The organism is Pseudoalteromonas sp. 11L1, from assembly GCF_055397545.1.
In genome coordinates, this window is the sequence record NZ_AP041141.1 from 544,053 (window position 1) to 566,120 (window position 22,068).

Here is a 22,068-nt window from a genome sequence, read left to right on the forward strand (position 1 = left end):
GATGAAAAAACAAACATTATTAGGGACAGCCATACTCTCGTTAATGCTGATGCTTTCAGGTTGTCAGTCGGCTTATTATTCGGCAATGGAAAAAGTAGGTGTCCATAAACGTGACATCCTTATTGATCGCGTTGAAGAAACGAAAGACTCACAACAAGAGTCGCAAGAAGAATTTCAATCAGCACTCGAGCGTCTAACTACTTTAATTAATTTCGATGGTGGTGAGTTGCAAGACGCTTACAATCAACTTAATGACGATTACGAGTCGAGCTTAGCGGCGGCAAATGAAGTATCAAGTAACATAAATAAAGTAGAAGATGTTGCTGATGCGTTGTTTGATGAGTGGAGCGATGAGTTAGAGCAATACAAAAGCGCCTCACTTAAGCGTCAAAGCAGTAAAAAACTAGCTGCAACTCAGCGCCAATTTAGCCAATTACTTCGCTCAATGCGCAGCGCTGAGAGCAAAATGGAGCCAGTATTATCGTCTTTACAAGATAACGTGCTTTACTTAAAACATAACTTAAACGCACAAGCGGTAGCCGCTATAAAAGGTGAGTTTACTAACCTTAAGCGTGATATTCAGTTACTCATGAATGACATGAATAAGTCGATTGAAGACTCAAATAAATTTATTGAGCAAATGAATACCGTGGGCTAATTACTATAAGTCCGTTTAATAAGCCTACTAAATTGTAGGCTTTTTTATTGTTACTTTTTGTTACCTTTAAGCTCTTCGTTAATCCGCTGTTGTTGTTATACTTTTACAAAATAATAATAATTAGAACAGTAAAATGAAGTTTAAAGCTATCACCCTAATACTTGCATGCACAATGCTCAGCGCCTGCCAAACAGCTAACCATGTTGAAGTTATTGCAGGGGGGCAAACCATTACCCCGCTACATAAAGATGGCGAGCGAGAAGGACGCTTTCATAACCTCTACCCCGGGAAAAAAACTTACCCGACTACCTGTGAAAGCAACTGCTACCCAACTAGCCCAAAACTACAATGCGAAAAAGACAGCGAAAACTGCCAATTTATTGGTGAACAACTGCCCATTAATTTAAATACTGGCTTTAGCTTACGCTGGCTGGGACACGCTGGGTTTATGATCCGCACGCCTAACGGACAGCAAGTGTTACTCGATCCTGTAAAAGAGCAGTTTGACTCACCTGTAGATTTAGCATTTAGACTAGCCTCTGGGTTTTACCGACAGCCCGGCGATTGGCTCACAGATAGTGAACTGAAAAACTTAGACGCTGTGATGTACTCGCATATTCATTACGATCACTTTAATAAAGCAGATATAGAAGAGATCGGTAATAAACCTCGCTACTTAACACCACTAGGCATGGCCGACAACTTCCCCACAGGCGGGTTTAATATTAGTGAAATGGCGTGGTATGCAAAAACAAATATTGGCGATTTAGCTATCCATGCCTTGCCTGCTCATCACTTTAGCAGTCGTGTATTAGTGCCCTTTATTTACGAAGACAACGATAAAGACTTATGGAATGGCTGGCTACTTGAACAAAATGGCAGCTCCTTATTTTTTGCAGGCGACACTGGCTATTCAAAACACTTCAGCGATATACAGCAAAAATATGGCGATATTGATGTGTGCTTAATGCCTATAGCTTCTTACTACAGCGAAGACAACCCTAAATGGTATCGTTACGTTCATACAACCCCAGAAGACGCTCTAACAGCAGCACAAGAACTTAACTGTAAAATAATGATACCTTGGGGATACGGTAACTCATCATGGAAAATGGGCGACCACACTAGCCATTCAGCCTTACTGCGTTTATTGTATATGCACAAAAAAATGGACTCGAAAATCCCCCTGCATATTTTAAATGAAGGTGAGAGTATTAAACTTTAATCAGTCATTTACAAACTTAGTAATAACCTCTCTGCTGAACTATGTTTAATTAACTAAACAGTGTGGAGGTTTTATGTTTCTTGTACGACTTATTTACGCCAGCAAAATAAGTAGTGATTTTGGGCCTGAAGATATAGAAAATATTTTACAAAGTGCTAGAACCTATAATGTAAAAACAAACGTCACCGGCATGTTATGTTTTAGCAATGATTACTTTTTACAATGTCTGGAAGGCTCTAGAACCGCTGTAAATAATACCTACCAACAAATATTAAACGATAAACGTCACCATAATGTAATTATGCTCAACTATACCCAAATTCCTGAAAGAGAGTTTGAAAAATGGTCAATGGGCTATGTACCGCAATCTAAGCTAACCGAATCACTGAATCTCAAGTTTTCAGGCTCCATTGATTTTAATCCTTTTAAAATGTCTGGAGAAAGTGCGCATTTATTAATGCTCGCATTAAAAGACAGCATAGCAGGCACAATCAGTTAGTATAAAAATAGACTACGAGATTGTTTTTAATAGCTATTTAAGCCAAGCTAAATCATCCTTAATTGATGAGATGACTAATGAAAAAAACACTACTTGCTTTTAGCTTACTTTTTACCCAGCCACTCATGGCTATTAACGTTAGTCATACACCAACAGCTATTACTATTGATGGGGTTTCTGAAAGTGCATGGGACAAAGCCACTTGGCATAATATGCCATACTTAATGGACGGCACCCTACCAGACTCAGACAAGGATTTTAAAGGTCGCTATCGTCTTTTGTGGGATGAAAACTACTTGTATTTACAAGCAGACATTAGTGATGATGTGCTTATTGATACTCACCCAGATCCAACGGATAAATACTGGGACGATGATGCCTTAGAAGTGTTTATAGATAGTGACGCATCTGGCGGTAATCACCAATTTAACCATACAGCATTTGCTTATCATATTGGCCTTGATAACCAAGCTGCCGATTATGGGCCTGATAAAAAAGCGCATTTATATACCGACCACTTAGTTAGTAACTGGAAACGCAATACCACTGCGCCCTATAACATCACGTGGGAAGTGGCGATAAAACTCTACCCAAACGATTTCCAACAAGGCGCACAAAACACTCCGCTTAAATTAACTGAAAAACAAGTTATTGGCTTTATGCTCGCATATTGCGATAACGATGGCAGTGAAACACGCGAGCATTTTATGGGGTCACACGAAGTACAACCAGTAAATGGCGACAGAAATCGTGGCTTTATAGACGCAGACGTATTTGGCAAAATCACCTTACTACCAAAAAAGTGATGTAAGTTAGCGAACTGGCCTTTTTGTTGGGTTGAGCGCAACGAAACCCAACAAAAAGGCGCTTTGCATAATCGACAGCTTTAAGCCCTTCCTCTTTTACTTCTCATTCTCTTTGTGTAAATATTTTTAAGTGAATTTTTTACAAAGAGGGTAAGAGGCGCTGCGCTTTTAGAGCTTAATACTGATAACTAAAAACTGAAAGCTTCTCTTACTTTAAAAACAAAAAAGCCGCTGTATCTTTCAATACAGCGGCTTTTAAAATCATTGTTCTAAATTAATAGATTATGACTTAGGAGCACGACCCGCACGTTTACGCTCATTTTCAGTTAAATGACGCTTACGAATACGAATGTTCTCAGGTGTTACTTCTACTAACTCATCATCAGCAATAAACTCAAGCGCTTGCTCAAGTGAATAGTTAAGTGCTGGTGTTAGTGTTTGTGCTTCATCTGTACCAGATGCACGAACGTTAGTAAGTTGCTTACCTTTAAGTGCGTTAACTGTAAGGTCGTTATCACGGCTATGAATACCAATAACCATACCTTCATAAACTTCAACACCGTGACCGATAAATAAACGGCCGCGCTCTTGTAAGTTAAATAGTGCGTTAGTAAGTGCTTTACCAGTTGCGTTTGCAATCATTACGCCGTTCTTACGAACACCTAGCTCGCCACCTTTGTGCGGACCGTAGTGATCGAATGTATGGTAAAGTAAACCAGAACCCGACGTTAATGTCATGAACTCAGTTTGAAAACCGATTAAGCCACGGCTTGGGATCATAAAGTCCATACGCATACGGCCTTTACCATCTGGTGCCATGTCAGTTAGCTCACCTTTACGAAGACCAATTTGCTCCATGATAGAACCTTGGTGCTCTTCTTCACAGTCAATAGTTAGTGTTTCATACGGTTCTTCTAACACACCATCAACAGTACGTAAGATTACTTCTGGACGAGATACAGCAAGCTCGTAACCTTCACGACGCATGTTCTCGATTAAGATACCTAGGTGTAATTCACCACGACCTGATACACGGAAGCTATCTGGGTTATCTGTATCTGCAACACGAAGTGCTACGTTATGTACTAATTCTTTGTCTAAACGCTCACGAATATTACGTGATGTTACAAACTTACCTTCTTTACCACAGAAAGGAGAGTTGTTTACAGAGAACGTCATTGTTACTGTTGGCTCATCAACACTTAATGGTGGTAATGCTTCAACGTTGTTAGGACAACAAAGCGTATCTGAAATCTTAAGCTCGCCTAAACCTGTTACTGTTACGATGTTACCAGCGTAAGCTTTATCAGTTTCAATACGCTCAAGGCCTAAGTAACTTTGTACTGAACCAATCTTACCATTACGAGTTGTGCCGTCTGCACTGATAACCGTAACTTGTTGGTTAGGTACAACAGAACCACGTTTAATACGACCAATACCAATTACACCCTTATAAGAGTTGTAATCAAGCTGTGAAATCTGCATTTGGAAGTCACCTTCAGGATCTGCATCCGGTGGTGATACTTCGTCAACGATCATCTTGAACATAGGTTCCATGTTGTCTGATGCTTCGTCTAAATCTAATGTAGCCCAACCATTGATTGCTGATGCGTAGATTACTTTAAAATCTAACTGCTCATCAGTTGCGCCTAAGTTGTCGAATAAATCAAAGATTTGATCCATAACCCAATCAGGGCGAGCACCTGGCTTATCAATTTTATTGATAACAACGATTGGCTTTAAGCCTTGCGCGAATGCCTTTTGCGTTACGAAACGCGTTTGTGGCATTGGGCCTTCTTGAGCGTCAACAAGAAGTAGTACTGAGTCAGCCATCGAAAGTACGCGTTCAACTTCACCACCGAAGTCGGCGTGTCCAGGAGTATCTACGATATTGATATGGTAATCATTCCAAGATATAGCGGTGTTTTTCGCTAAAATGGTAATACCACGTTCTTTTTCAATGTCGTTTGAATCCATCACGCGCTCTTCATTACCGCCGCGTGTTTCTAATGTACCTGATTGCTCAAGTAGTTTATCAACCAGTGTTGTTTTACCGTGGTCAACGTGGGCGATAATTGCTATATTTCTTAACTTTTCGATACTCATATGTTCACTCAGAGAAATTGATCTCATTGATCCTGCAGGGGGCTATACGTACTCACCTGCGCTTTCACGAGATGTCCCAGCATAGGATTTAAAAGGGCGCATATTATCCCCTATAAATGGAATGGATGAAAGTTTATCCAAAATAAAATTTCAAACTTTCGCAATAAAATAATTAACCCTTTGTTTTAAAATAATTAATTTTGATGATTAATTTTTATAAATTTATCTCAAAAGGTGGTTTTGAGTTAATTTAAAGCGACTTTACTGCGCATTTTGCATTTTCTTTGTGTTAGTCTAAGGTGATTAATTTGCAAGCAATTATGACTCTGTAAATGTTGCACCTTTTTGGAATTATTACGCACCAAAACAGTGCTTAATCTATATCACCTTTATGCTGTTTATATATTTTTACATAAAAAACAATAGATTATAATAGTGGCATAAAATCAGCTTGTTAGTATTTAAAGTATCTAAGCAGCAATAATAAAACCCAATAGTTGGAGGACACATGTCACAATCGGTTTTAGATTTTATTAAAGAAAATGACGTTAAGTTCATTGATTTACGCTTTACTGACACAAAAGGTAAAGAGCAACATGTTTCTATTCCTCATCATCAAGTTGATGAAGACTTTTTTGAAGATGGAAAAATGTTCGACGGTTCTTCAATTGCTGGCTGGAAAGGCATTAATGAATCAGACATGGTGTTATTACCTGATGCAGATTCAATCAAGCTTGACCCTTTCACAGAAGAAACAACGCTAATCGTTCGTTGTGACGTGGTTGAGCCTTCTACATTACAAGGTTATGAGCGCGACCCACGCTCAGTAGCTAAACGCGCTGAAGAGTACATGCGCTCTACTGGTATTGCTGATACCGTTTTATTTGGTCCAGAGCCAGAGTTTTTCGTATTTGACGACGTTAAATACAAGTCTGACATGTCAGGCTCAATGTATAAAATTGATTCTAAGCAAGCAGCTTGGAACTCAGATAAAGAATATGCAGATGGCAACACAGGCCACCGTCCAGGTGTTAAAGGCGGTTACTTCCCAGTTGCACCTGTTGATGATTTCCAAGATTGGCGTTCTGCAACGTGTTTAGTTCTTGAAGAGCTAGGGCAAGTTGTTGAAGCACATCACCACGAAGTGGCGACTGCCGGTCAGAATGAAATCGCAACTCGTTTTAACACTATGGTATTAAAAGCAGACGAAATCCAAGAAATGAAATATGTTATACACAACATGGCTCATTTATACGGAAAGACAGCAACCTTTATGCCTAAGCCTGTTGTTGGCGATAACGGTTCAGGTATGCACTGTCACCAGTCTTTAGCTAAAGACGGCGTAAACTTATTCGCAGGTGATAAGTACGGCGGTCTTTCTGAAGACGCGCTTTACTACATTGGTGGTATCATCAAACATGCTAAAGCAATCAATGCTTTTGCTAACGCGTCAACTAACTCGTACAAACGTTTAGTACCCGGCTTTGAAGCACCGGTAATGCTTGCATACTCTGCACGTAACCGTTCAGCATCAATTCGTATTCCAGTGGTTCCATCTGCAAAAGGTCGTCGTATTGAAGTGCGCTTCCCAGATCCAACTGCTAACCCATATCTTGCATTCTCAGCAATGCTTATGGCTGGCCTTGACGGAATTAAAAACAAAATTCACCCTGGCGATGCGATGGATAAGGATTTATACGACTTACCAGCTGAAGAAGCAGCAGAAATTCCAACAGTGGCAGCCTCATTAGATGAAGCACTAGCGGCATTAGATGCAGACCGTGAGTTCTTAAACCAAGGTGGCGTATTTACTAACGACCTAATTGATGCTTACATTGCACTTAAGTCAAAAGAAGTTGAAAAACTTAACATGACAACTCACCCAGTTGAGTTTGAAATGTACTACAGCTGTTAATTTATTAACCGATAAATAATGTGTGTTTTAAGCCCGCTCTGCGGGCTTTTTTTATGGTAAATTTAACGGTTCTACACTAAAGTAAAGTATGTTTTAACAATGCAGGTTAGCAGGATGATAGGTAAGGTTTTATTGCTATTAATAGCTTTAATATTAAGCCTTAATAGCCATGCGAATAATAAAAAAATTTACGCATGGAAAGATAAAAATGGTGTACTGGTTTTTTCAGATACCCCTCAACCTGGTGCTAAAGAGGTAAAGCTCACTAGCCAACACTTCAACATGCCTGCAACAAATACTGATATTCTTGATACTTCACCAACTAAAACAGCGGTAAAGTTTAAAATTAGCATTACATCACCAGAGCCCAACCAAGCTATAAGAGAAAACACCGGCTCTGTATATGTTTCAACTCAGATTGCGCCTCGGTTTGAAGCTGGATTTACCATTGGTTTATTTTTAAATGGCGTTGCCATTGGTGAACCTAGTGACACCACTACGCTGGCGTTAAGAGATGTAGAGCGCGGGCAACACACATTACAAGTTAAACTTTATAATCAACAAAACCAGGTAATTGCAACTAGCCCTGAAAGTGTATTTTTTATGCATCGCAAAGGCCTTAATATAGGTCGGTAATTGCAGTTAAGTACGCACAATTAGCGTATATTTTACTAAAAACCTTGCCTACCTCCCCAGGCGCACTAAAATGGTGCAATAATGATAAACAAAACACATTTTAGCCCAGAGCTACTAAATATAATTTGGCAAAACCAAACCACCGCCCTAATGTTACTTGATGAAAGCTTTACGCTCATTTACGCCAACACCAGTGCCAGTGAATTACTTGGTTTAGGCGAAAAGCGCTTACTAGGGCAAGCGTTCGATGATTTATTCAATTACCATTCTATCGACTTAAAACGTATTGCACAGTATTCGTTAGTTGATGGTGTAGACTGCCACCAGCATAGAGCTGACGTGGTGTTCATCGATTCTCGCCATGCAAAGTTAGCGGTTAGCACACGACGAATAAAGCATAACGATACCTTTTATATTTTATTTGAATGTCGACAAACTGATGACGAAATAAAGCACGATCAAGTCTCAAATCAAATGCATCAATACCAAGCTGCACGCAACTTAATTCGCGGTTTAGCCCATGAAATTAAAAACCCACTGGGTGGAATTCGCGGGGCGGCGCAATTATTGCAGTATGAAGGTGATCAGCAAGAAAGAGATCAATGTGCAGAACTGATAATTGAACAAGCCGATCGATTGCGTGAATTAGTTGATAGGCTCCTTGGGCCTAATCAGCTGCCGCAAAAATCGTATGGCAATATACATCAAACATTAGAGTCGGTTGTAAAACTCAGTACCTTAGATAACAACCGCGATATTAGGTTAGTTAAAGACTACGATCCGAGTATTCCTGATGTTTATATTGATCAGAGCAAAGTTCAACAGGTAGTGCTAAACATTGTGCGTAATGCACAACAAGCATTGGTAGATGGTGGCGAAATAAAAATAAAAACGCGGATTAATTACCAGCATCGTCGTCCTGGCAAAGCCCCTAAAAAGGCACTCCTTATTCAAGTAATGGATAACGGCCCGGGTATTGATGCCAATTTACGCGACACCTTATTTTACCCTATGACCACCAATAAAGAAGGTGGCTCGGGACTTGGATTATCTATAGCGCAAACCTTGATTGATCAACATGATGGCTATATCGAATGTGATAGTTGGCCGGGACATACTGAATTTAATATTTATCTGCCGTTTACAGATTAATACTTTGGAGTTTGCATGAAAACAGCTTGGCTTGTAGATGATGATGCCTCAATTCGCTTTGTACTAGAAAAAGCACTGACTCGCGCAGGGTTTGAAGTAGAAAGTTTTGCAGATGCACAAAACGTACTTAACGCGCTAAAATTTAGTCAACCTAGCGTGTTGATTTCCGATGTGCGAATGCCTGGTATGGACGGTATGGCGTTACTTGAGCTAATAGCAGAGCAAACGCCAGGGCTACCTGTGATCATTATGACCGCCCACTCAGACCTTGATTCAGCCGTTAATGCATTCCAAAAAGGCGCATTTGAGTATTTGGCCAAGCCATTTGATTTAAATGAAGCGGTTGCACTGGTGGAAAGTGCTTATCGAGCTAATTCAACTAAAAAAACCAAACGTAAAAGCGCGCCCCCCAAAAGCGCCCATATTATTGGTGAGGCCCCTGCTATGCAGGAAGTGTTTCGTGCCATAGGTAAACTCTCAGCATCGAGCATGAGCGTACTGATCAATGGAGAGTCAGGTACTGGTAAAGAGCTCGTTGCCAGCGCCTTACATAACCACAGCCCGCGAAAAGAAAACCAATTTATTGCCCTTAATATGGCCGCTATACCTAAAGAGTTAGTTGAATCTGAACTGTTTGGCCACGAAAAAGGCGCTTTTACAGGGGCAGATAGCGTGCGTAAAGGTCGCTTTGAACAAGCGAATGGCGGTACCTTATTTTTGGATGAAATCGGTGATATGCCACTGGATGTACAAACCCGCTTATTGCGCGTATTAGCCGATGGCGAATTTTATCGCGTGGGGGGTCATCAAAGTATAAAAGTAGATGTACGCATTATTGCTGCCACCCATCAAAATTTAGAAGAGCTGGTAAAACAAGGTAAGTTTAGAGATGATTTATTTCATCGCTTAAACGTGGTTCGCCTACGTTTACCTGCCTTACGCGAGCGCCCTGAAGATATAGAGCGCTTAGCGCTACACTTTTTACATAAAAGTGCAAAAGACCTGCAAGTAGATAGTAAAGTATTAAGCCCTAAAGCAATTAAACAACTGTGTTTATTTAATTGGCCAGGGAATGTTCGTCAACTTGAAAACACCTGCCGCTGGTTAACCGTTATGGCGCCTGGAGAGCTGATTGGTGAGCAAGATTTACCCCCTGAAATTATTGATAATGCCGCCGCAACCCAAGAAGGCGATTGGCTAGATTCATTTCAGCAGTGGCTTAATCAAGAGTTTAAACAAGGTAAAGAAAATATTTGGCCTGATATTCAAGCCCAGCTAGAAACCCGCTTAATAAAAACAGCACTCGCTAATTGTTCTGGCCATAAACAAGAAGCCGCAGTAAAAATTGGTTGGGGTCGCAATACGTTGACCCGAAAATTAAAAGAGCGCAATATTAGCTGATATTTTATAAGGCTAGCGTCCTAGGTTATTAATGAAGTTAATTGAGAACATCCCTTTGTTTAAGCAAATGGAGATTATAAATCGCTTAGATTTTTTTAAAGAATTCACACTTAATGAGCGCCAAATTCTGCTTGAGTCGTTTGGTTTGCTCTATTTGATAAATAAAAACCAGTTTTTATTTAAAGAATTTGATAATGACAAGCGACTGTTTATTGTGCTCAGTGGATCTTTAATGGTGTTTAAGCACAATCACTTACTGGAACTGGGCAGTATAGAGCCTGGTGAATTTATTGGTGAAGGTGCTTTTATTAATAACCGAGAGCGCAGTATTAATGCACGCGCTAAGGAAAGCGCTATAGTACTGGCTATTACTGCCGATGCCCTTACCCGCCTACCTAATGTTATACGTGAAAAAATTAAAGACCGTATTATTGAAGGTATGAGCCTGCGCATTGCAAAACTCTCGGAGCATATAGAAGAGCATGGTTAACAGTTAACTTAATCCATATAAACAACCTGCATTGAGCAATTAAGCCAGCCTGGCTTATTTACATGAGCTGTTATGGTATATGTGTCTGATGGTTTATCGCCAAAAGGTGTCTCAACCAATGGCTGTGAATGAGTGTAGGTTTGTGAATAATTGCTGTAGTAAATAACCAAATAGCCGTATAAATATTCCCATTTCAATGTGACTTTTGCGCCGCTGATTAATGTGAACTCAGCATGTTGATCAGTAAAGGTTACGGCTAAGTCATTAAACTCACCTTTTTCGCACTGGGTTGTTCGCAACCGAGAAGGCATGGTAAAAGCGTCATCCGCATTAGTATTTTTTAGATAAAAACCAATATTACCATCACCATAAAAGTGATTTGCGCGTATGGTGTAGCTAATTTCGGGTTGATAACCTAACCCCTGCATAATAGTAGCTAACTGCTCTGTTTCTTGGCGTAAAATTCTATCATTTGATAATAGTAAAGTAGCTACGCCAAATTCCCGAGGGATGTCGTGTTCAACATATTCGTAAGGTAGGGATTGTGTTTTGAGTGCGGCCTCTAACTGCTGGCGCTGTGAGTCCGATAAACCTTTACTAAATATATACACTGTAGGCTGTTGGCATGCACTCAACAATAGCATGAGTGCACACGCTAAAATTCCATTTTTCATTATCACCCCCGCTGATTACAAGTGTAGTCTAAAGGAGTGATTTAAAATCGCAACTTAATTTATTTGGCTGTTTAACCTGAAGTCTGGTTATTTAGCCATGCATCGACACTCTGACGTTTGTACAGCACTTCATTAAATAACCGATGACGCTCAAATACTAGCTCACTTTGTTTGGTTTTAAGCCCGCTAGTTAGCTGGCTATGGGTATCGTTAAACTTAGAGATAACTGAAAAGCCACGTTCAGTGTCTTCTTTTACCTGTTGTGCTAGATGCGCTCTTACATCATCAGCGGTTAACAGATCTGAATGCTCTAAGCCCATTAGCTCTTTTTTCATCGCTAATCTTATGCCCATGTTTTACTCCATTATTTATATTCAATCTCTTATACGGCCGATATTGGCAATTAGCGCGCCAATGTGTAATTTTTTTCGCGTGAAGCTTAACCCTGAATTACTTCAGTTTTTTTAAAGACTATAAAAAGAGATAAAAAGTTTCATAAAAAATCACATAATCAACTCACCTAACAAGCTCACTTTGGTGCAAAATAGCCACTGAGCCTTTATACTACAGCTAATACCACCCCCACTGAGAAACATGATGAACGAAGAATATATAGAAGTTGAGTTAGAAGAAGAGCCTATAGAGCTGTGCAAATTATTAAAGGTATTAGATCTTGTTGAAGGTGGTGGTCAAGCAAAAAACCTAATTAGCGAAGGCTATGTCGGTGTTAACCATGAAATTTGTACAATCAAACGGAAAAAATTATACAGCGGTGATGTACTTGCATTTGATGGCGAGTTGTTTCAATTAACGTTAAGTGAAGATGCCACTCCAGCAGAACGTCCAGTTATTGATGAAACAGTTACAGCAGAAAAAGCCGCGCCAGTAGCAACAACAGAGCCGGCTAAAAATAAACGCAAACGCACTAAAAAGCCTAAAGTTGATGAAAAAACGGGTCGTCGCCCTATTTCATTTGGCTAGGGTCTGTTGACCTTTCAAGGTTAAATTTGCAGCAGTCTGTTTGGTATTTAGGCAAGGCAGAGCCTATGTGGTGTGGTTATTCCCCATAAATAGGCGATAACGCAGCATCAATGCCAAACAGGCGCTGCCCGAAGGATTCTGCCTAGGGGCGATTTACTCTTTGTTGCTCGGTTTTGACTTAGACCACTAAGTTACAAACCTCGCGCCGCGATTAAACCGCCCCTAGTTTGAACAAATTTTAATCCGCAAAGGTCAACAGACCCTAATTTACTTAAGTTATATGTGTTATTAAAAGCCAGTTTGCATCACTGGCTTTTTTATTCTTTAATAGAATATCAATAATAAAAAATAGATGCTTACATGTCAGAAAATACCTCAAACCGCTGGATAAAACCCGTACTTATTACCGCCTTATTATGGAACATATTAGGTATTCTTGCATTTGTCATGCAGCTGTTTCTCTCTCCAGAGATGATAAGTAAACTACCTGAAGAACAACAACTTGCTTATAACAGCCAACCTCTATGGGCTACTTTAGCGTTTGCTATTGCGGTATTTGGCGGCGCATTAGGATGCGTACTTTTGTTATTCAAAAAGTCTCTAGCCAGATTAACATTAATAATCTCTTTGGCAGCGGTTTTAGCTCAGCAATACTATAATTTTATGATTATTAATAGCATCAACTTGTTTGGTATTAGCGCTATTTTTATGCCTATTGCAGTCACCATAATTGCGATTGCATTGGTGTATTTAAGTTTCCATTTAAAACAACAGGACTACTTTAAATAGCACTTTTTTGAGTTTAGTTTTGTGGCCAATTATTACTCAGAGTATCCCTTGAATTTTAACTTTTGGCCTTCATCTCTATTTAAATAACGACCAAAATAAATTATACAATATGGTATTTTTTATCATGGTACACACTTTGCAAATCACTACAGAGGTCACTTTTACAAGAATATTAATCTAATTTATTGAAGGGACAAATAATGAAAAATAGTTTCGACACCCAACAACAGCTCACTATCAATGGCGAGCAGTATCATATCAACTCGCTCATGGGACTTGGCGATAAAGCCAAACGCCTGCCTTTCTCGTTAAAAGTATTGCTAGAAAACTTACTACGTAACGAAGATGGTGTGAATATTAAAGAACAAGATATTCAGGCCTTATTAGATTGGGATCCAAAAGCGAAGCCCTCTGCCGAGGTAGCTTTCACTCCAGCCCGCGTAGTAATGCAAGATTTCACTGGTGTCCCTGCAATTGTTGATTTAGCTGCCATGCGTGATGCGATGGAAAAACTCGGTGGTGATCCTGCAAAAATAAACCCACTTTCTCCTGCTGAGCTGGTAATCGATCACTCGGTGCAAGTGGATGGTTACGGTAAAGATGGTTCATTCGACTTAAACTCAAAATTAGAATATGAGCGAAACAAAGAGCGTTACGAATTCTTACGTTGGGGACAAACCGCATTTGATAACTTAAAAGTTGTACCACCTGCAACCGGTATAGTTCACCAAGTGAATTTAGAGTATTTAGCCCGCGTAGTATTTAATGATACAAAAAACGGCAAATCGTTAGCCTACCCAGATACACTAGTCGGTACAGATTCTCATACAACGATGATTAATGGTTTAGGCGTACTTGGCTGGGGTGTAGGCGGCATTGAAGCCGAAGCCGCTATGCTTGGCCAACCTATTAGCTTGCTTATTCCACAGGTTGTGGGTGTTAAATTAAATGGTCGCTTACCTGAGGGCACTACAGCAACCGATTTAGTACTTACTGTTACTGAAATGCTGCGTAACCACGGTGTGGTAGGTAAGTTTGTTGAGTTTTATGGTGACGGCCTTGCCGACTTACCACTTGCCGATAGAGCAACTATCGCTAATATGGCGCCAGAGTATGGCGCAACCTGTGGTATTTTCCCTATTGATGATGAAACGATTAATTACTTACGCTTAACTAATCGCGATGAGAAGCAGCTCAAACTAATTGAAGATTACGCTAAACACCAAGGCTTATGGCGTAACGATGGCGACGAAGCACATTATACCGATAAGCTTGAACTAACTTTAGATGATGTTGTGCCTAGCCTAGCAGGCCCTAAACGCCCGCAAGATAGAATTACTTTGGATAAAGCCGGCAAGGTTATTGGTCAGCACTTAAAAGACTTTCAGGACGAGCGTATGGCACGTCGTGATAAAAGCGATGAAGAGCAAGCGCGTATTGAAAGCGAAGGTCCTACTATCAACCCTGATGAGCCTACCGATGAAGCGCAGTTTATGGGCGCAGCAAAAGTAAACTTTAATGGAGAAGAATTTGAGTTAAATGATGGTGCCTGTGTTATTGCTGCAATTACTAGCTGTACAAACACATCTAACCCAAGTGTTATTTTAGCTGCCGGTTTAGTAGCTCAAAAAGCACGTCAGTTAGGTATTAATGTAAAACCTTGGGTTAAAACTTCACTTGCACCAGGTTCTCAGGTGGTCACCGATTACCTTGAAAAAGCAGGGTTGATGGATGACTTGGATGCGCTTGGCTTTAATTTAGTTGGTTATGGCTGTACCACATGTATTGGTAATTCAGGCCCACTTGCCGATGAAATTAGTGAGGCGATTCAAAAACACAAATTAGTTGTAAGCTCAATTTTATCGGGTAACCGTAACTTTGAAGGGCGCATACATCAAGATGTTAAAATGAACTTTTTAGCGTCTCCTCCTTTAGTGGTTGCCTATGCCATAGCGGGTAGAACCGATATTGATGTTTACAACGAGCCACTCGCGCAAGATAAGCATGGTAACGATATTTACCTTAAAAATATTTGGCCGAGCGTTAAAGAAGTAAGTGAACTAGTAAAAAGTACGGTAACTAAAGAGATGTTCGAAAAAAGCTACGCCAATGTTTACGATGGCGACAGTCGCTGGCAAAAAATTCAAATACCTGATGGTAAACTTTACGATTGGGACGGTGCTTCGACTTATATCAAAAAAGCCCCCTTCTTTGATGGTATGAGTGTTGAACCACCAGGTATTCCAACTATTGAGGGTGCGCGTTGTTTAGCTAAACTGGGTGATTCGGTGACTACTGATCATATTTCACCAGCAGGCGCAATTAAGGCAGAGGCACCCGCAGGGCTTTACCTACAAGAAAATGGGGTTGAAAAAGTACAATTTAACTCTTATGGTTCACGACGTGGTAATCACGAAGTAATGATGCGCGGTACATTCGCTAATGTGCGCCTTAAAAACTTACTAGCCCCTGGTACCGAGGGCGGTGTTACCCGCACTCAACCTGATGATAAGCTAGAAAGTATTTATGATGCGGCAATGGCATATCAAGATAGTGGAACACCACTAGTGGTTCTAGCAGGTAAAGAGTATGGTACCGGCTCTTCGCGAGATTGGGCTGCAAAAGGGTCTTTATTACTCGGTATTAAAGCTGTGATAGCACAAAGCTATGAGCGTATTCACCGTTCTAATTTAATTGGTATGGGCGTACTTCCTTTACAATTTAAAGAAGGTGAAAGCCATGAATCACTAGGCTTAACTGGGCAAGAGCAATTTGATATTCAAGGGTTATACGATAAAACCGACGAAGTCAGTGTAATTGCCACTAACAGTGAAGGTAAACAAGTTAGCTTTAGTGCCGATGTGCGTATTGATACTCCGAAAGAGTGGGATTACTACAAACATGGCGGTATTTTACAGTACGTACTGCGCAATATGCTTGACTAACAACTTAAAACGAAAATGCAGCCTAGCTCAGTAATGAGCTGGGCTTTTTTATATTATTAATGGATGCTTGCGCTAAATCAATGCCGCTTTATAAAGATTACATACACTAAGAAGACACGCTGCGCAGAGGTCGCTATGTCTTCAATTGTAATAATAAGACTACTTAAAACATCGATTTTGCTTGGATTGTGCTTAATAGTGACAGGCCATGGTTTAATTGTATCGAGCTACTTTACCAACCAGTTCGGCATTAAAGGTATTATTACTGCAGCTGCCTGTATTGCAATTGGCGTACTTTTATCGTTGCCCACAAAAATATACTTAACTATATTATTAGGGTCTGTTGACCTTAGCGGATTAAAATTTGTTCAAACTAGGGGCGATTTAATCGCGGCGCGAGGTTTGTAACCTAGTGGGCTAAGTAAAAGCCGAGCAACAAAGAGTAAATGGCCCCTAGGCAGAACCCTTCGGGCAGCGCCTGTTTGACATTGATGCTGCGTTATCACCTATTTATGGGGAATAACCACACGACATAGGCTCTGCCTTGCCTAAACACCAAACAGACTGCTGCAAATTTAATCTTGAAAGGTCAACAGACCCTAGTGGAAGCAGAAAAGCGTTATTTGAAGACACAGCAAAAACCCCCCAAAACTAAAAGCCGCTAAAACTTTCGACCTCTTTACTGCGTTGCTCTATTCTCTTTTTAGCTTTTTCAGCATCTTCAAACAGCTTATTAATTGATTCACTGTTGTATATCGCTGGTGCTCGCTGAGGAAAAGGCTTTACTGCTGATTTAGCACTGCCACTCAAAATGGCGGTATCTTCTGCAACCACGACATTAATATCGGCGGGGTTAAGCTTTACCACTTCGCTTTTACCATTCTTGTTTGGTACATCTGAGAAATGCCATTGTCCTTGCTCGTCTTGCCATTTATAAATTGGCTTAGGAGTTTCTGTCTCAAAGGTAGCCCCAGTGATTTTTTCACCCGCTGTGGTAATTGCTGAGGTAATACTATCTAACGCGCTAGATGAAAGCGCTATCATTTCATTTTTAATCTCTGCTGATTCACTGTGAATAACAGAGGTACTTAACCAAGGCTGGCCATTTGGCTTTTTTATAAAAAATAATAAGACTACAGCTAATATCATCACTGACATTGCTAAATAGGTGAAGTATTTCATAGCGTTCCTGCTGTGTGTTTAATCCATCATCACAACCAATATAATAAAAAAGAACCAATTCAGCAAATATTAAACAACAAAAAACGCAGCAAAGGCTGCGTTTTTTTGATTTTATAGCTTTGAATAATAATATAATTAAATACCATCTCCATCTATATGTAAGCCACACTCACGGTTTAAGCCAAAAAAGCGGGTTTCCTCTTCACTCATGCCGGGCTCTAATTTACGCGTGGTATGTATATCCCCCATCGACACATAACCCTGCTCCCATAATGGGTGGTATGGCAAATTGTGCTTTGTTAGATACTGATATACATCGCGATTATTCCATTCAATAATGGGATATACTTTTACCGTGCCTCGGCTTATTTCTAGTACTTGCTTTTCAGCACGGCTTGAGGATTGGTCTCGACGTAGGCCACTAAACCAAGTGCTCGCATTTAGCTCCTTTAAAGCGCGTGTCATTGGCTCTACTTTATTAAGCTGGTTGTATTGCTTAATACCTGCCTCACCTAGCTCCCATAATTTTCCAAATTTAGCCTCTTGCCATGCAGGGCTCAGCTGCGCTTTATACACTTTTAAGTTAAGTGATAACTGCGAAGTCATTTGCTCTATAAACTGATAGGTTTCTGGAAATAAGTAGCCAGTATCTGTTAATACCACAGGTATATCTGGGCGCTGTGCAGTCATTAAATGCAACATAACTGCAGCTTGGATACCAAAGCTCGATGATAAAAACGCAGTGTCAGGCAAATTTTCAAGTGCCCATGCAACGCGCTGCTCTGCGCTCATGTCAGCCAGCAAACCGTTCGCATCAGCTAACATAGCCTGTTGGCTTTGCTTATCTAGCTGTAATATGTTTTTAAATTCACTCATGGTCAACTTTAAACCTCACCAGCGCTTTGCGCTGCTTTTAAATTATGCGTAAAAATCGGTAACGGATACTTTTACTTCTGCAACAATACCTTTGCGAATAACAAAATCACCAAAACATTCGCCATCATTACGCTCACTAACCCATTGCCCAATGAGTTTATCGAATGCTTCTAAGTAAACCTCTTCGCCAACGTTTTCAAGATAAAGCTTTGGAATACGTGTACCCTCAGCATTCCCCCCAAGGTAAACGTTGTACTTACCTGGGCCTTTGCCGACCAAGCCAGCTTCTGCTAGCATGGCACGACCACAGCCATTCGGACAACCAACTACACGCATAATAATGCTGTCATTTGGCACCCCGTGTTTGGCTAATAAGCCTTCTATTTTTTCAATTAAACTCGGTAAGTAACGCTCAGCTTCGGCCATAGCTAATGGGCAAGTTGGCAATGCCACACAGGCCATTGAATTTTTGCGTTGCTCAGTGTCCTTATCGTCAATCAAACCATGATTGCGGGCTATTTCTTCAATTACTGCTTTTTGATCGGCCGGAACACCGGCAATAATTAAGTTTTGATTTGCCGTCATGCGAAAATCACCTTGATGAATTTCTGCAATTTTGCGACACCCTGTTTTAAGCGGCTTATCTGGGTAGTCTAAAATACGACCGCTTTGAATAAATAAGGTTAAGTGGTGCTTACCATCAATGCCTTCTACCCAACCAATACGATCCCCTCGGTGAGTAAATTCATAAGGGCGGCTTGGTGCAAAGTTCACGCCTGCGCGCTTTTCAACTTCAGCTTTGAATACTTCGGTGCCAACACGATCGAGTGTGTATTTAGTTTTTGCATTTTTACGATTTGAGCGGTTGCCCCAATCACGCTGAACAGATACCACGTGCTCAGCAATTTTTAACGTATCTTCTAGGCTAATAAAGCCAAAGTCGTCCGCTTTACGTGGATAGGTTGCTGTATCGCCATGGGTCATCGCCAAACCGCCGCCTACTAGAACGTTAAAACCAACGAGTTTGCCATCCTCAGCAATCGCCACAAAGTTTAAATCGTTAGCATGTACGTCCACCTCATTGTTAGGTGGGATCGTCACTGTAGTTTTAAACTTACGCGGTAAATACGTTGAACCTAAAATAGGCTCTTCTGTAGTTTCAGATTTTTCGCCATTGAGCCAAATTTCAGCGTATGCCTTCGTTTTAGGTAATAAGTGTTCAGAAATTTTTGCCGCCCACTCGTAGGCCTCTTGATGTAACTCAGACTCAACCGGATTGGTAGTACATAATACATTACGGTTAACATCACCGGCGGTGGCAATAGAATCAATTCCAACACTATTAAGCAATTGGTGCATACCTTTAATTTCAGGTTTTAATACACCATGAAACTGAAATGTTTGGCGAGTAGTTAAACGAATACTACCATAACTGGTTTTATCACCAGCAAATTTATCAATTGCAAGCCATTGCTCTGGCTTAATAATACCGCCAGGCATACGTGCGCGTAGCATCACATTATGCAGTGGCTCTAGCTTTTGTTTAGCACGTTCAGGACGAATATCGCGATCATCTTGTTGATACATGCCGTGAAAACGAATTAACTGGAAGTTATCGGCGGTAAAACCACCGGTGATCTCGTCTTTTAAATCTTGCTCTATAGTGCCACGTAAAAAGTTGCTTTCTCTTTTCAAACGCTCGTTATCAGAAAGCTTTACGTTTTTATCTTGTTCGCTCATGTTTAATCCTAAATTTGTTACAGTGACGGCTGTTAGCGTTACTTTTTATAAAGTAAACAATGTGTACTTAGTACACGTCTTTCTGATAGCGATTTGCGCTTCTTAAGTCTTTTAAGTACTGCTCTGCGTCTTCATAGCTTTTACCGGTGTTTTCGCTAATAATATCAACTAAGGCATTGTGTACATCTTTTGCCATGCGGTTAGCGTCGCCACAAACATAAAAATGAGCGCCCGCTTCTAACCAATCAAATACTTCTTTTGAGTTTTTACGTAACTTGTCTTGTACATAAACTTTTTCTGCTTGGTCACGGCTAAACGCTACATCAATCTTACTTAGTAAACCTGACTTTAAGTACCCTTGAATTTCTACTTGGTACAAGAAGTCTTGAGTAAAGTGTGGGTTACCAAAAAACAGCCAGTTTTTACCTGTTGCTTCTCGTGCATCACGTTCTTGTAAAAAGGCGCGAAATGGCGCAATACCAGTACCTGGACCAACCATAATAATTGGTGTGTCATCACTTACTGGTAAGCGGAAGTTATCGTTATGTTCACTGAACACTTTTACTTTACAGCCTTCTTCTGCGCGGCGTGCTAAGTACCCTGAACAACCACCTAAGTGCTCTGTGCCAAACGCTTCAAACTCAACTAATGCAATAGTTAAGTGCACCTCATCTTCAACCTCAGCTTGGCTAGAGGCAATTGAATATAAACGTGCTTGTAATTTACGCAGGCAATCAACTAGTGTTTGCGCTTCTAATTTAGCTGGGTTTTGTGCAACCACATCAAAGATTTGACGAGGCTCAATGTATTCGCGCATTGCGCCTTTATCTTCTACTAGTTTAAGCAGCTCAGGCGTGCCTGTAGCCGTGGCGTACTTTTCAACAAACCCAGGGTAGGATTGTGTTAGCTCTAGTTTTTCAATTAAGGCATCACGTACGCTGAGTTCTTCATCGCCAAGTTTAACGCGGCTAGTTGGATCAATTTGTGTTTGCGCTAGTAGCTCATCTACACGGGCTTCATCATTTAAAAAGTAAATGCCGAGTGAATCACCAGGTGTATACGTAATGTCTGACCCTTCTAGTGAAATTTCAACATGGCGTACATCTTTGGTTGAATCACGACCGGTAATTTTTTGCACTAAGCTTAGCTCTGCCGCAAACGGATTTTGCTTTGTGTACTGACTAGCCGCTGCTACAGGAGCGCCAAATGGCATTGATACAACTTGACCGCTAGTTGCATCTTGCTGGGCTTTTAAATCTGGTTCAAACGCATTTAATGCGCCCTCAATCCAAGTGGCTGCTTCGTCATCATAATCAACGTCTAGGTCGGCACGTTGATGAATAACCTCCGCACCTAATTTAGTTAAACGCTCTTCAAAGTCTTTAGCGGTTTGGCAGAAAAATTCATAGCTAGAATCACCTAAGCCTAATAATGCAACTTTGACACCATCAAGCTTTGGCGCTTTTTTAGTAATTAAAAATTCATACAGTGTTTCAGCGTCTTCTGGTGGCTCACCCTCGCCGTAAGTCGATACAACCACGGTTAGAAACTTTTCTTTTTTCAGGGCAGTCGGTTTGTAATCTGACATGCTAACCAGCTTTGTTGCTAAGCCGCGAGACTCAGCTTGCTCTTTAAGTTTAGTCGCAACCGCTTTAGCATTACCTGTTTGTGAACCATATAAAATGGTCAGTGCTGCCGCCTCCGAGGTTGCAGGTGCACCTGAAGCTGGCGCGCCAAGCGCTGCAGAATTAGCATTAGCAGCTAAGTAGCCGCTAACCCAGGCTTGCTGAATTGGATTAAGCTCAGCCACTAAACCTTGTAGCTTTTGTACTTGCTCTTGCGAAAGCGGACTTGCTAGCGCATTGAGTTGACCTAACAACATGAATTTTTCCTCATAACCCTGAACGTTAAACACAATGCTTGTTCACATTGTTTAAAATGAGTGCCACCTCACTCAGAAAGTTCTGTTGAGGTTAATTGAGTATGCAGGATA

At 40.7% G+C, this 22,068-nt stretch carries 20 protein-coding genes; 13 read left to right on the plus strand and 7 right to left on the minus strand.

Annotated features, from left to right (window positions below; genetic code table 11):
* The first annotated feature begins 1 nt into the window (after nt 1).
* The 4 genes from ACZ5WS_RS02515 (at nt 2) to ACZ5WS_RS02530 (ending at nt 3,188) form a co-directional block, all read left to right on the plus strand.
* Complete coding sequence (locus tag ACZ5WS_RS02515) at nt 2–658, plus strand: DUF2959 domain-containing protein (protein ID WP_138606715.1); 657 nt, start codon at nt 2–4, stop codon at nt 656–658.
* Nucleotides 659–791: 133 nt separating this feature from the next.
* Nucleotides 792–1,883 (plus strand): MBL fold metallo-hydrolase, encoded by a 1,092-nt coding sequence (locus tag ACZ5WS_RS02520; protein WP_464710504.1) that lies wholly within the window; start codon nt 792–794, stop codon nt 1,881–1,883.
* Nucleotides 1,884–1,956: 73 nt separating this feature from the next.
* The gene (locus tag ACZ5WS_RS02525) at nt 1,957–2,382 is read left to right on the plus strand and encodes a BLUF domain-containing protein (RefSeq protein ID WP_138606719.1); all 426 of its coding nucleotides are present in this window, start codon (nt 1,957–1,959) and stop codon (nt 2,380–2,382) included.
* 77 nt (nt 2,383–2,459) lie between these two features.
* Nucleotides 2,460–3,188, plus strand: a complete 729-nt coding sequence (locus ACZ5WS_RS02530; RefSeq protein WP_464710505.1) for a CBM9 family sugar-binding protein — start codon at nt 2,460–2,462, stop codon at nt 3,186–3,188.
* Nucleotides 3,189–3,470: 282 nt separating this feature from the next.
* Here the strand turns inward: ACZ5WS_RS02530 and typA are convergent, their stop codons facing one another.
* Entirely contained in the window at nt 3,471–5,294 is a 1,824-nt protein-coding gene (typA, locus tag ACZ5WS_RS02535; protein ID WP_464711465.1) for a translational GTPase TypA, read from the minus strand.
* Between the two features lie 508 nt (nt 5,295–5,802).
* Between typA and glnA the strand changes: the two genes are divergently transcribed.
* From glnA to ACZ5WS_RS02560, 5 genes are all read left to right on the plus strand, one after another.
* On the plus strand, nt 5,803–7,209 hold the full coding sequence (gene glnA / locus ACZ5WS_RS02540; protein WP_010392004.1) for a glutamate--ammonia ligase: 1,407 nt from the start codon (nt 5,803–5,805) through the stop codon (nt 7,207–7,209).
* 114 nt (nt 7,210–7,323) lie between these two features.
* A complete protein-coding gene (locus ACZ5WS_RS02545; protein WP_198522393.1) occupies nt 7,324–7,845 on the plus strand; it encodes a DUF4124 domain-containing protein in 522 nt (173 codons plus the stop codon).
* 81 nt (nt 7,846–7,926) lie between these two features.
* Nucleotides 7,927–8,997: a nitrogen regulation protein NR(II) gene (gene glnL / locus ACZ5WS_RS02550; RefSeq protein ID WP_008108383.1), complete on the plus strand. Its 1,071-nt coding sequence runs from the start codon at nt 7,927–7,929 to the stop codon at nt 8,995–8,997.
* A gap of 15 nt (nt 8,998–9,012) precedes the next feature.
* Nucleotides 9,013–10,398: a nitrogen regulation protein NR(I) gene (ntrC, locus tag ACZ5WS_RS02555; RefSeq protein WP_010391999.1), complete on the plus strand. Its 1,386-nt coding sequence runs from the start codon at nt 9,013–9,015 to the stop codon at nt 10,396–10,398.
* Nucleotides 10,399–10,429: 31 nt separating this feature from the next.
* Complete coding sequence (locus tag ACZ5WS_RS02560) at nt 10,430–10,888, plus strand: Crp/Fnr family transcriptional regulator (RefSeq protein ID WP_008108381.1); 459 nt, start codon at nt 10,430–10,432, stop codon at nt 10,886–10,888.
* Between the two features lie 8 nt (nt 10,889–10,896).
* On the opposite strand, the gene ACZ5WS_RS02565 is transcribed toward ACZ5WS_RS02560, so the two are convergent.
* Both ACZ5WS_RS02565 and ACZ5WS_RS02570 read right to left on the minus strand, forming a co-directional pair.
* On the minus strand, nt 10,897–11,562 hold the full coding sequence (locus ACZ5WS_RS02565; RefSeq protein ID WP_464710507.1) for a hypothetical protein: 666 nt from the start codon (nt 11,560–11,562) through the stop codon (nt 10,897–10,899).
* A gap of 71 nt (nt 11,563–11,633) precedes the next feature.
* Nucleotides 11,634–11,915 carry a hypothetical protein gene (locus ACZ5WS_RS02570; RefSeq protein WP_008108379.1) on the minus strand — a complete coding sequence of 94 codons (282 nt, stop codon included), beginning with the start codon at nt 11,913–11,915 and terminating at the stop codon, nt 11,634–11,636.
* A gap of 244 nt (nt 11,916–12,159) precedes the next feature.
* On the opposite strand from ACZ5WS_RS02570, the gene ACZ5WS_RS02575 reads away from it, so the two are divergent.
* The 4 genes from ACZ5WS_RS02575 (at nt 12,160) to ACZ5WS_RS02590 (ending at nt 16,685) form a co-directional block, all read left to right on the plus strand.
* Nucleotides 12,160–12,543 carry an RNA-binding S4 domain-containing protein gene (locus ACZ5WS_RS02575; RefSeq protein WP_008108378.1) on the plus strand — a complete coding sequence of 128 codons (384 nt, stop codon included), beginning with the start codon at nt 12,160–12,162 and terminating at the stop codon, nt 12,541–12,543.
* A gap of 360 nt (nt 12,544–12,903) precedes the next feature.
* Complete coding sequence (locus ACZ5WS_RS02580) at nt 12,904–13,332, plus strand: hypothetical protein (RefSeq protein WP_075170854.1); 429 nt, start codon at nt 12,904–12,906, stop codon at nt 13,330–13,332.
* 200 nt (nt 13,333–13,532) lie between these two features.
* A complete protein-coding gene (gene acnA, locus ACZ5WS_RS02585; protein WP_464710508.1) occupies nt 13,533–16,277 on the plus strand; it encodes an aconitate hydratase AcnA in 2,745 nt (914 codons plus the stop codon).
* Between the two features lie 135 nt (nt 16,278–16,412).
* Nucleotides 16,413–16,685, plus strand: coding sequence for a hypothetical protein (locus tag ACZ5WS_RS02590; protein ID WP_464710509.1), 273 nt, complete (start codon nt 16,413–16,415; stop codon nt 16,683–16,685).
* A 243-nt stretch (nt 16,686–16,928) separates the two neighbouring features.
* On the opposite strand, the gene ACZ5WS_RS02595 is transcribed toward ACZ5WS_RS02590, so the two are convergent.
* The 4 genes from ACZ5WS_RS02595 to ACZ5WS_RS02610 all read right to left on the minus strand — a co-directional run bounded on the left by ACZ5WS_RS02595 (nt 16,929) and on the right by ACZ5WS_RS02610 (nt 21,957).
* Complete coding sequence (locus tag ACZ5WS_RS02595) at nt 16,929–17,459, minus strand: DUF4124 domain-containing protein (protein WP_178954593.1); 531 nt, start codon at nt 17,457–17,459, stop codon at nt 16,929–16,931.
* A gap of 135 nt (nt 17,460–17,594) precedes the next feature.
* Nucleotides 17,595–18,335 (minus strand): phosphoadenylyl-sulfate reductase, encoded by a 741-nt coding sequence (locus tag ACZ5WS_RS02600; RefSeq protein ID WP_178954591.1) that lies wholly within the window; start codon nt 18,333–18,335, stop codon nt 17,595–17,597.
* A gap of 42 nt (nt 18,336–18,377) precedes the next feature.
* Nucleotides 18,378–20,075, minus strand: coding sequence for an assimilatory sulfite reductase (NADPH) hemoprotein subunit (gene cysI, locus ACZ5WS_RS02605; protein ID WP_464710512.1), 1,698 nt, complete (start codon nt 20,073–20,075; stop codon nt 18,378–18,380).
* Between the two features lie 67 nt (nt 20,076–20,142).
* Nucleotides 20,143–21,957, minus strand: a complete 1,815-nt coding sequence (locus ACZ5WS_RS02610) for an assimilatory sulfite reductase (NADPH) flavoprotein subunit (RefSeq protein ID WP_464710513.1) — start codon at nt 21,955–21,957, stop codon at nt 20,143–20,145.
* Nucleotides 21,958–22,068 lie beyond the last annotated feature (111 nt).

What these genes read in the sequence shown, in the direction of transcription:
- ACZ5WS_RS02515 (WP_138606715.1), top strand. Translation starts at nt 2, where the DNA reads ATGAAAAAACAAACATTATTAGGGACAGCCATACTCTCGTTAATGCTG.
- ACZ5WS_RS02520 (WP_464710504.1), top strand. Translation starts at nt 792, where the DNA reads ATGAAGTTTAAAGCTATCACCCTAATACTTGCATGCACAATGCTCAGC.
- ACZ5WS_RS02525 (WP_138606719.1), top strand. Translation starts at nt 1,957, where the DNA reads ATGTTTCTTGTACGACTTATTTACGCCAGCAAAATAAGTAGTGATTTT.
- ACZ5WS_RS02530 (WP_464710505.1), top strand. Translation starts at nt 2,460, where the DNA reads ATGAAAAAAACACTACTTGCTTTTAGCTTACTTTTTACCCAGCCACTC.
- typA (WP_464711465.1), bottom strand. Translation starts at nt 5,294, where the DNA reads ATGAGTATCGAAAAGTTAAGAAATATAGCAATTATCGCCCACGTTGAC.
- glnA (WP_010392004.1), top strand. Translation starts at nt 5,803, where the DNA reads ATGTCACAATCGGTTTTAGATTTTATTAAAGAAAATGACGTTAAGTTC.
- ACZ5WS_RS02545 (WP_198522393.1), top strand. Translation starts at nt 7,324, where the DNA reads ATGATAGGTAAGGTTTTATTGCTATTAATAGCTTTAATATTAAGCCTT.
- glnL (WP_008108383.1), top strand. Translation starts at nt 7,927, where the DNA reads ATGATAAACAAAACACATTTTAGCCCAGAGCTACTAAATATAATTTGG.
- ntrC (WP_010391999.1), top strand. Translation starts at nt 9,013, where the DNA reads ATGAAAACAGCTTGGCTTGTAGATGATGATGCCTCAATTCGCTTTGTA.
- ACZ5WS_RS02560 (WP_008108381.1), top strand. Translation starts at nt 10,430, where the DNA reads ATGAAGTTAATTGAGAACATCCCTTTGTTTAAGCAAATGGAGATTATA.
- ACZ5WS_RS02565 (WP_464710507.1), bottom strand. Translation starts at nt 11,562, where the DNA reads ATGAAAAATGGAATTTTAGCGTGTGCACTCATGCTATTGTTGAGTGCA.
- ACZ5WS_RS02570 (WP_008108379.1), bottom strand. Translation starts at nt 11,915, where the DNA reads ATGGGCATAAGATTAGCGATGAAAAAAGAGCTAATGGGCTTAGAGCAT.
- ACZ5WS_RS02575 (WP_008108378.1), top strand. Translation starts at nt 12,160, where the DNA reads ATGAACGAAGAATATATAGAAGTTGAGTTAGAAGAAGAGCCTATAGAG.
- ACZ5WS_RS02580 (WP_075170854.1), top strand. Translation starts at nt 12,904, where the DNA reads ATGTCAGAAAATACCTCAAACCGCTGGATAAAACCCGTACTTATTACC.
- acnA (WP_464710508.1), top strand. Translation starts at nt 13,533, where the DNA reads ATGAAAAATAGTTTCGACACCCAACAACAGCTCACTATCAATGGCGAG.
- ACZ5WS_RS02590 (WP_464710509.1), top strand. Translation starts at nt 16,413, where the DNA reads ATGTCTTCAATTGTAATAATAAGACTACTTAAAACATCGATTTTGCTT.
- ACZ5WS_RS02595 (WP_178954593.1), bottom strand. Translation starts at nt 17,459, where the DNA reads ATGAAATACTTCACCTATTTAGCAATGTCAGTGATGATATTAGCTGTA.
- ACZ5WS_RS02600 (WP_178954591.1), bottom strand. Translation starts at nt 18,335, where the DNA reads ATGAGTGAATTTAAAAACATATTACAGCTAGATAAGCAAAGCCAACAG.
- cysI (WP_464710512.1), bottom strand. Translation starts at nt 20,075, where the DNA reads ATGAGCGAACAAGATAAAAACGTAAAGCTTTCTGATAACGAGCGTTTG.
- ACZ5WS_RS02610 (WP_464710513.1), bottom strand. Translation starts at nt 21,957, where the DNA reads ATGTTGTTAGGTCAACTCAATGCGCTAGCAAGTCCGCTTTCGCAAGAG.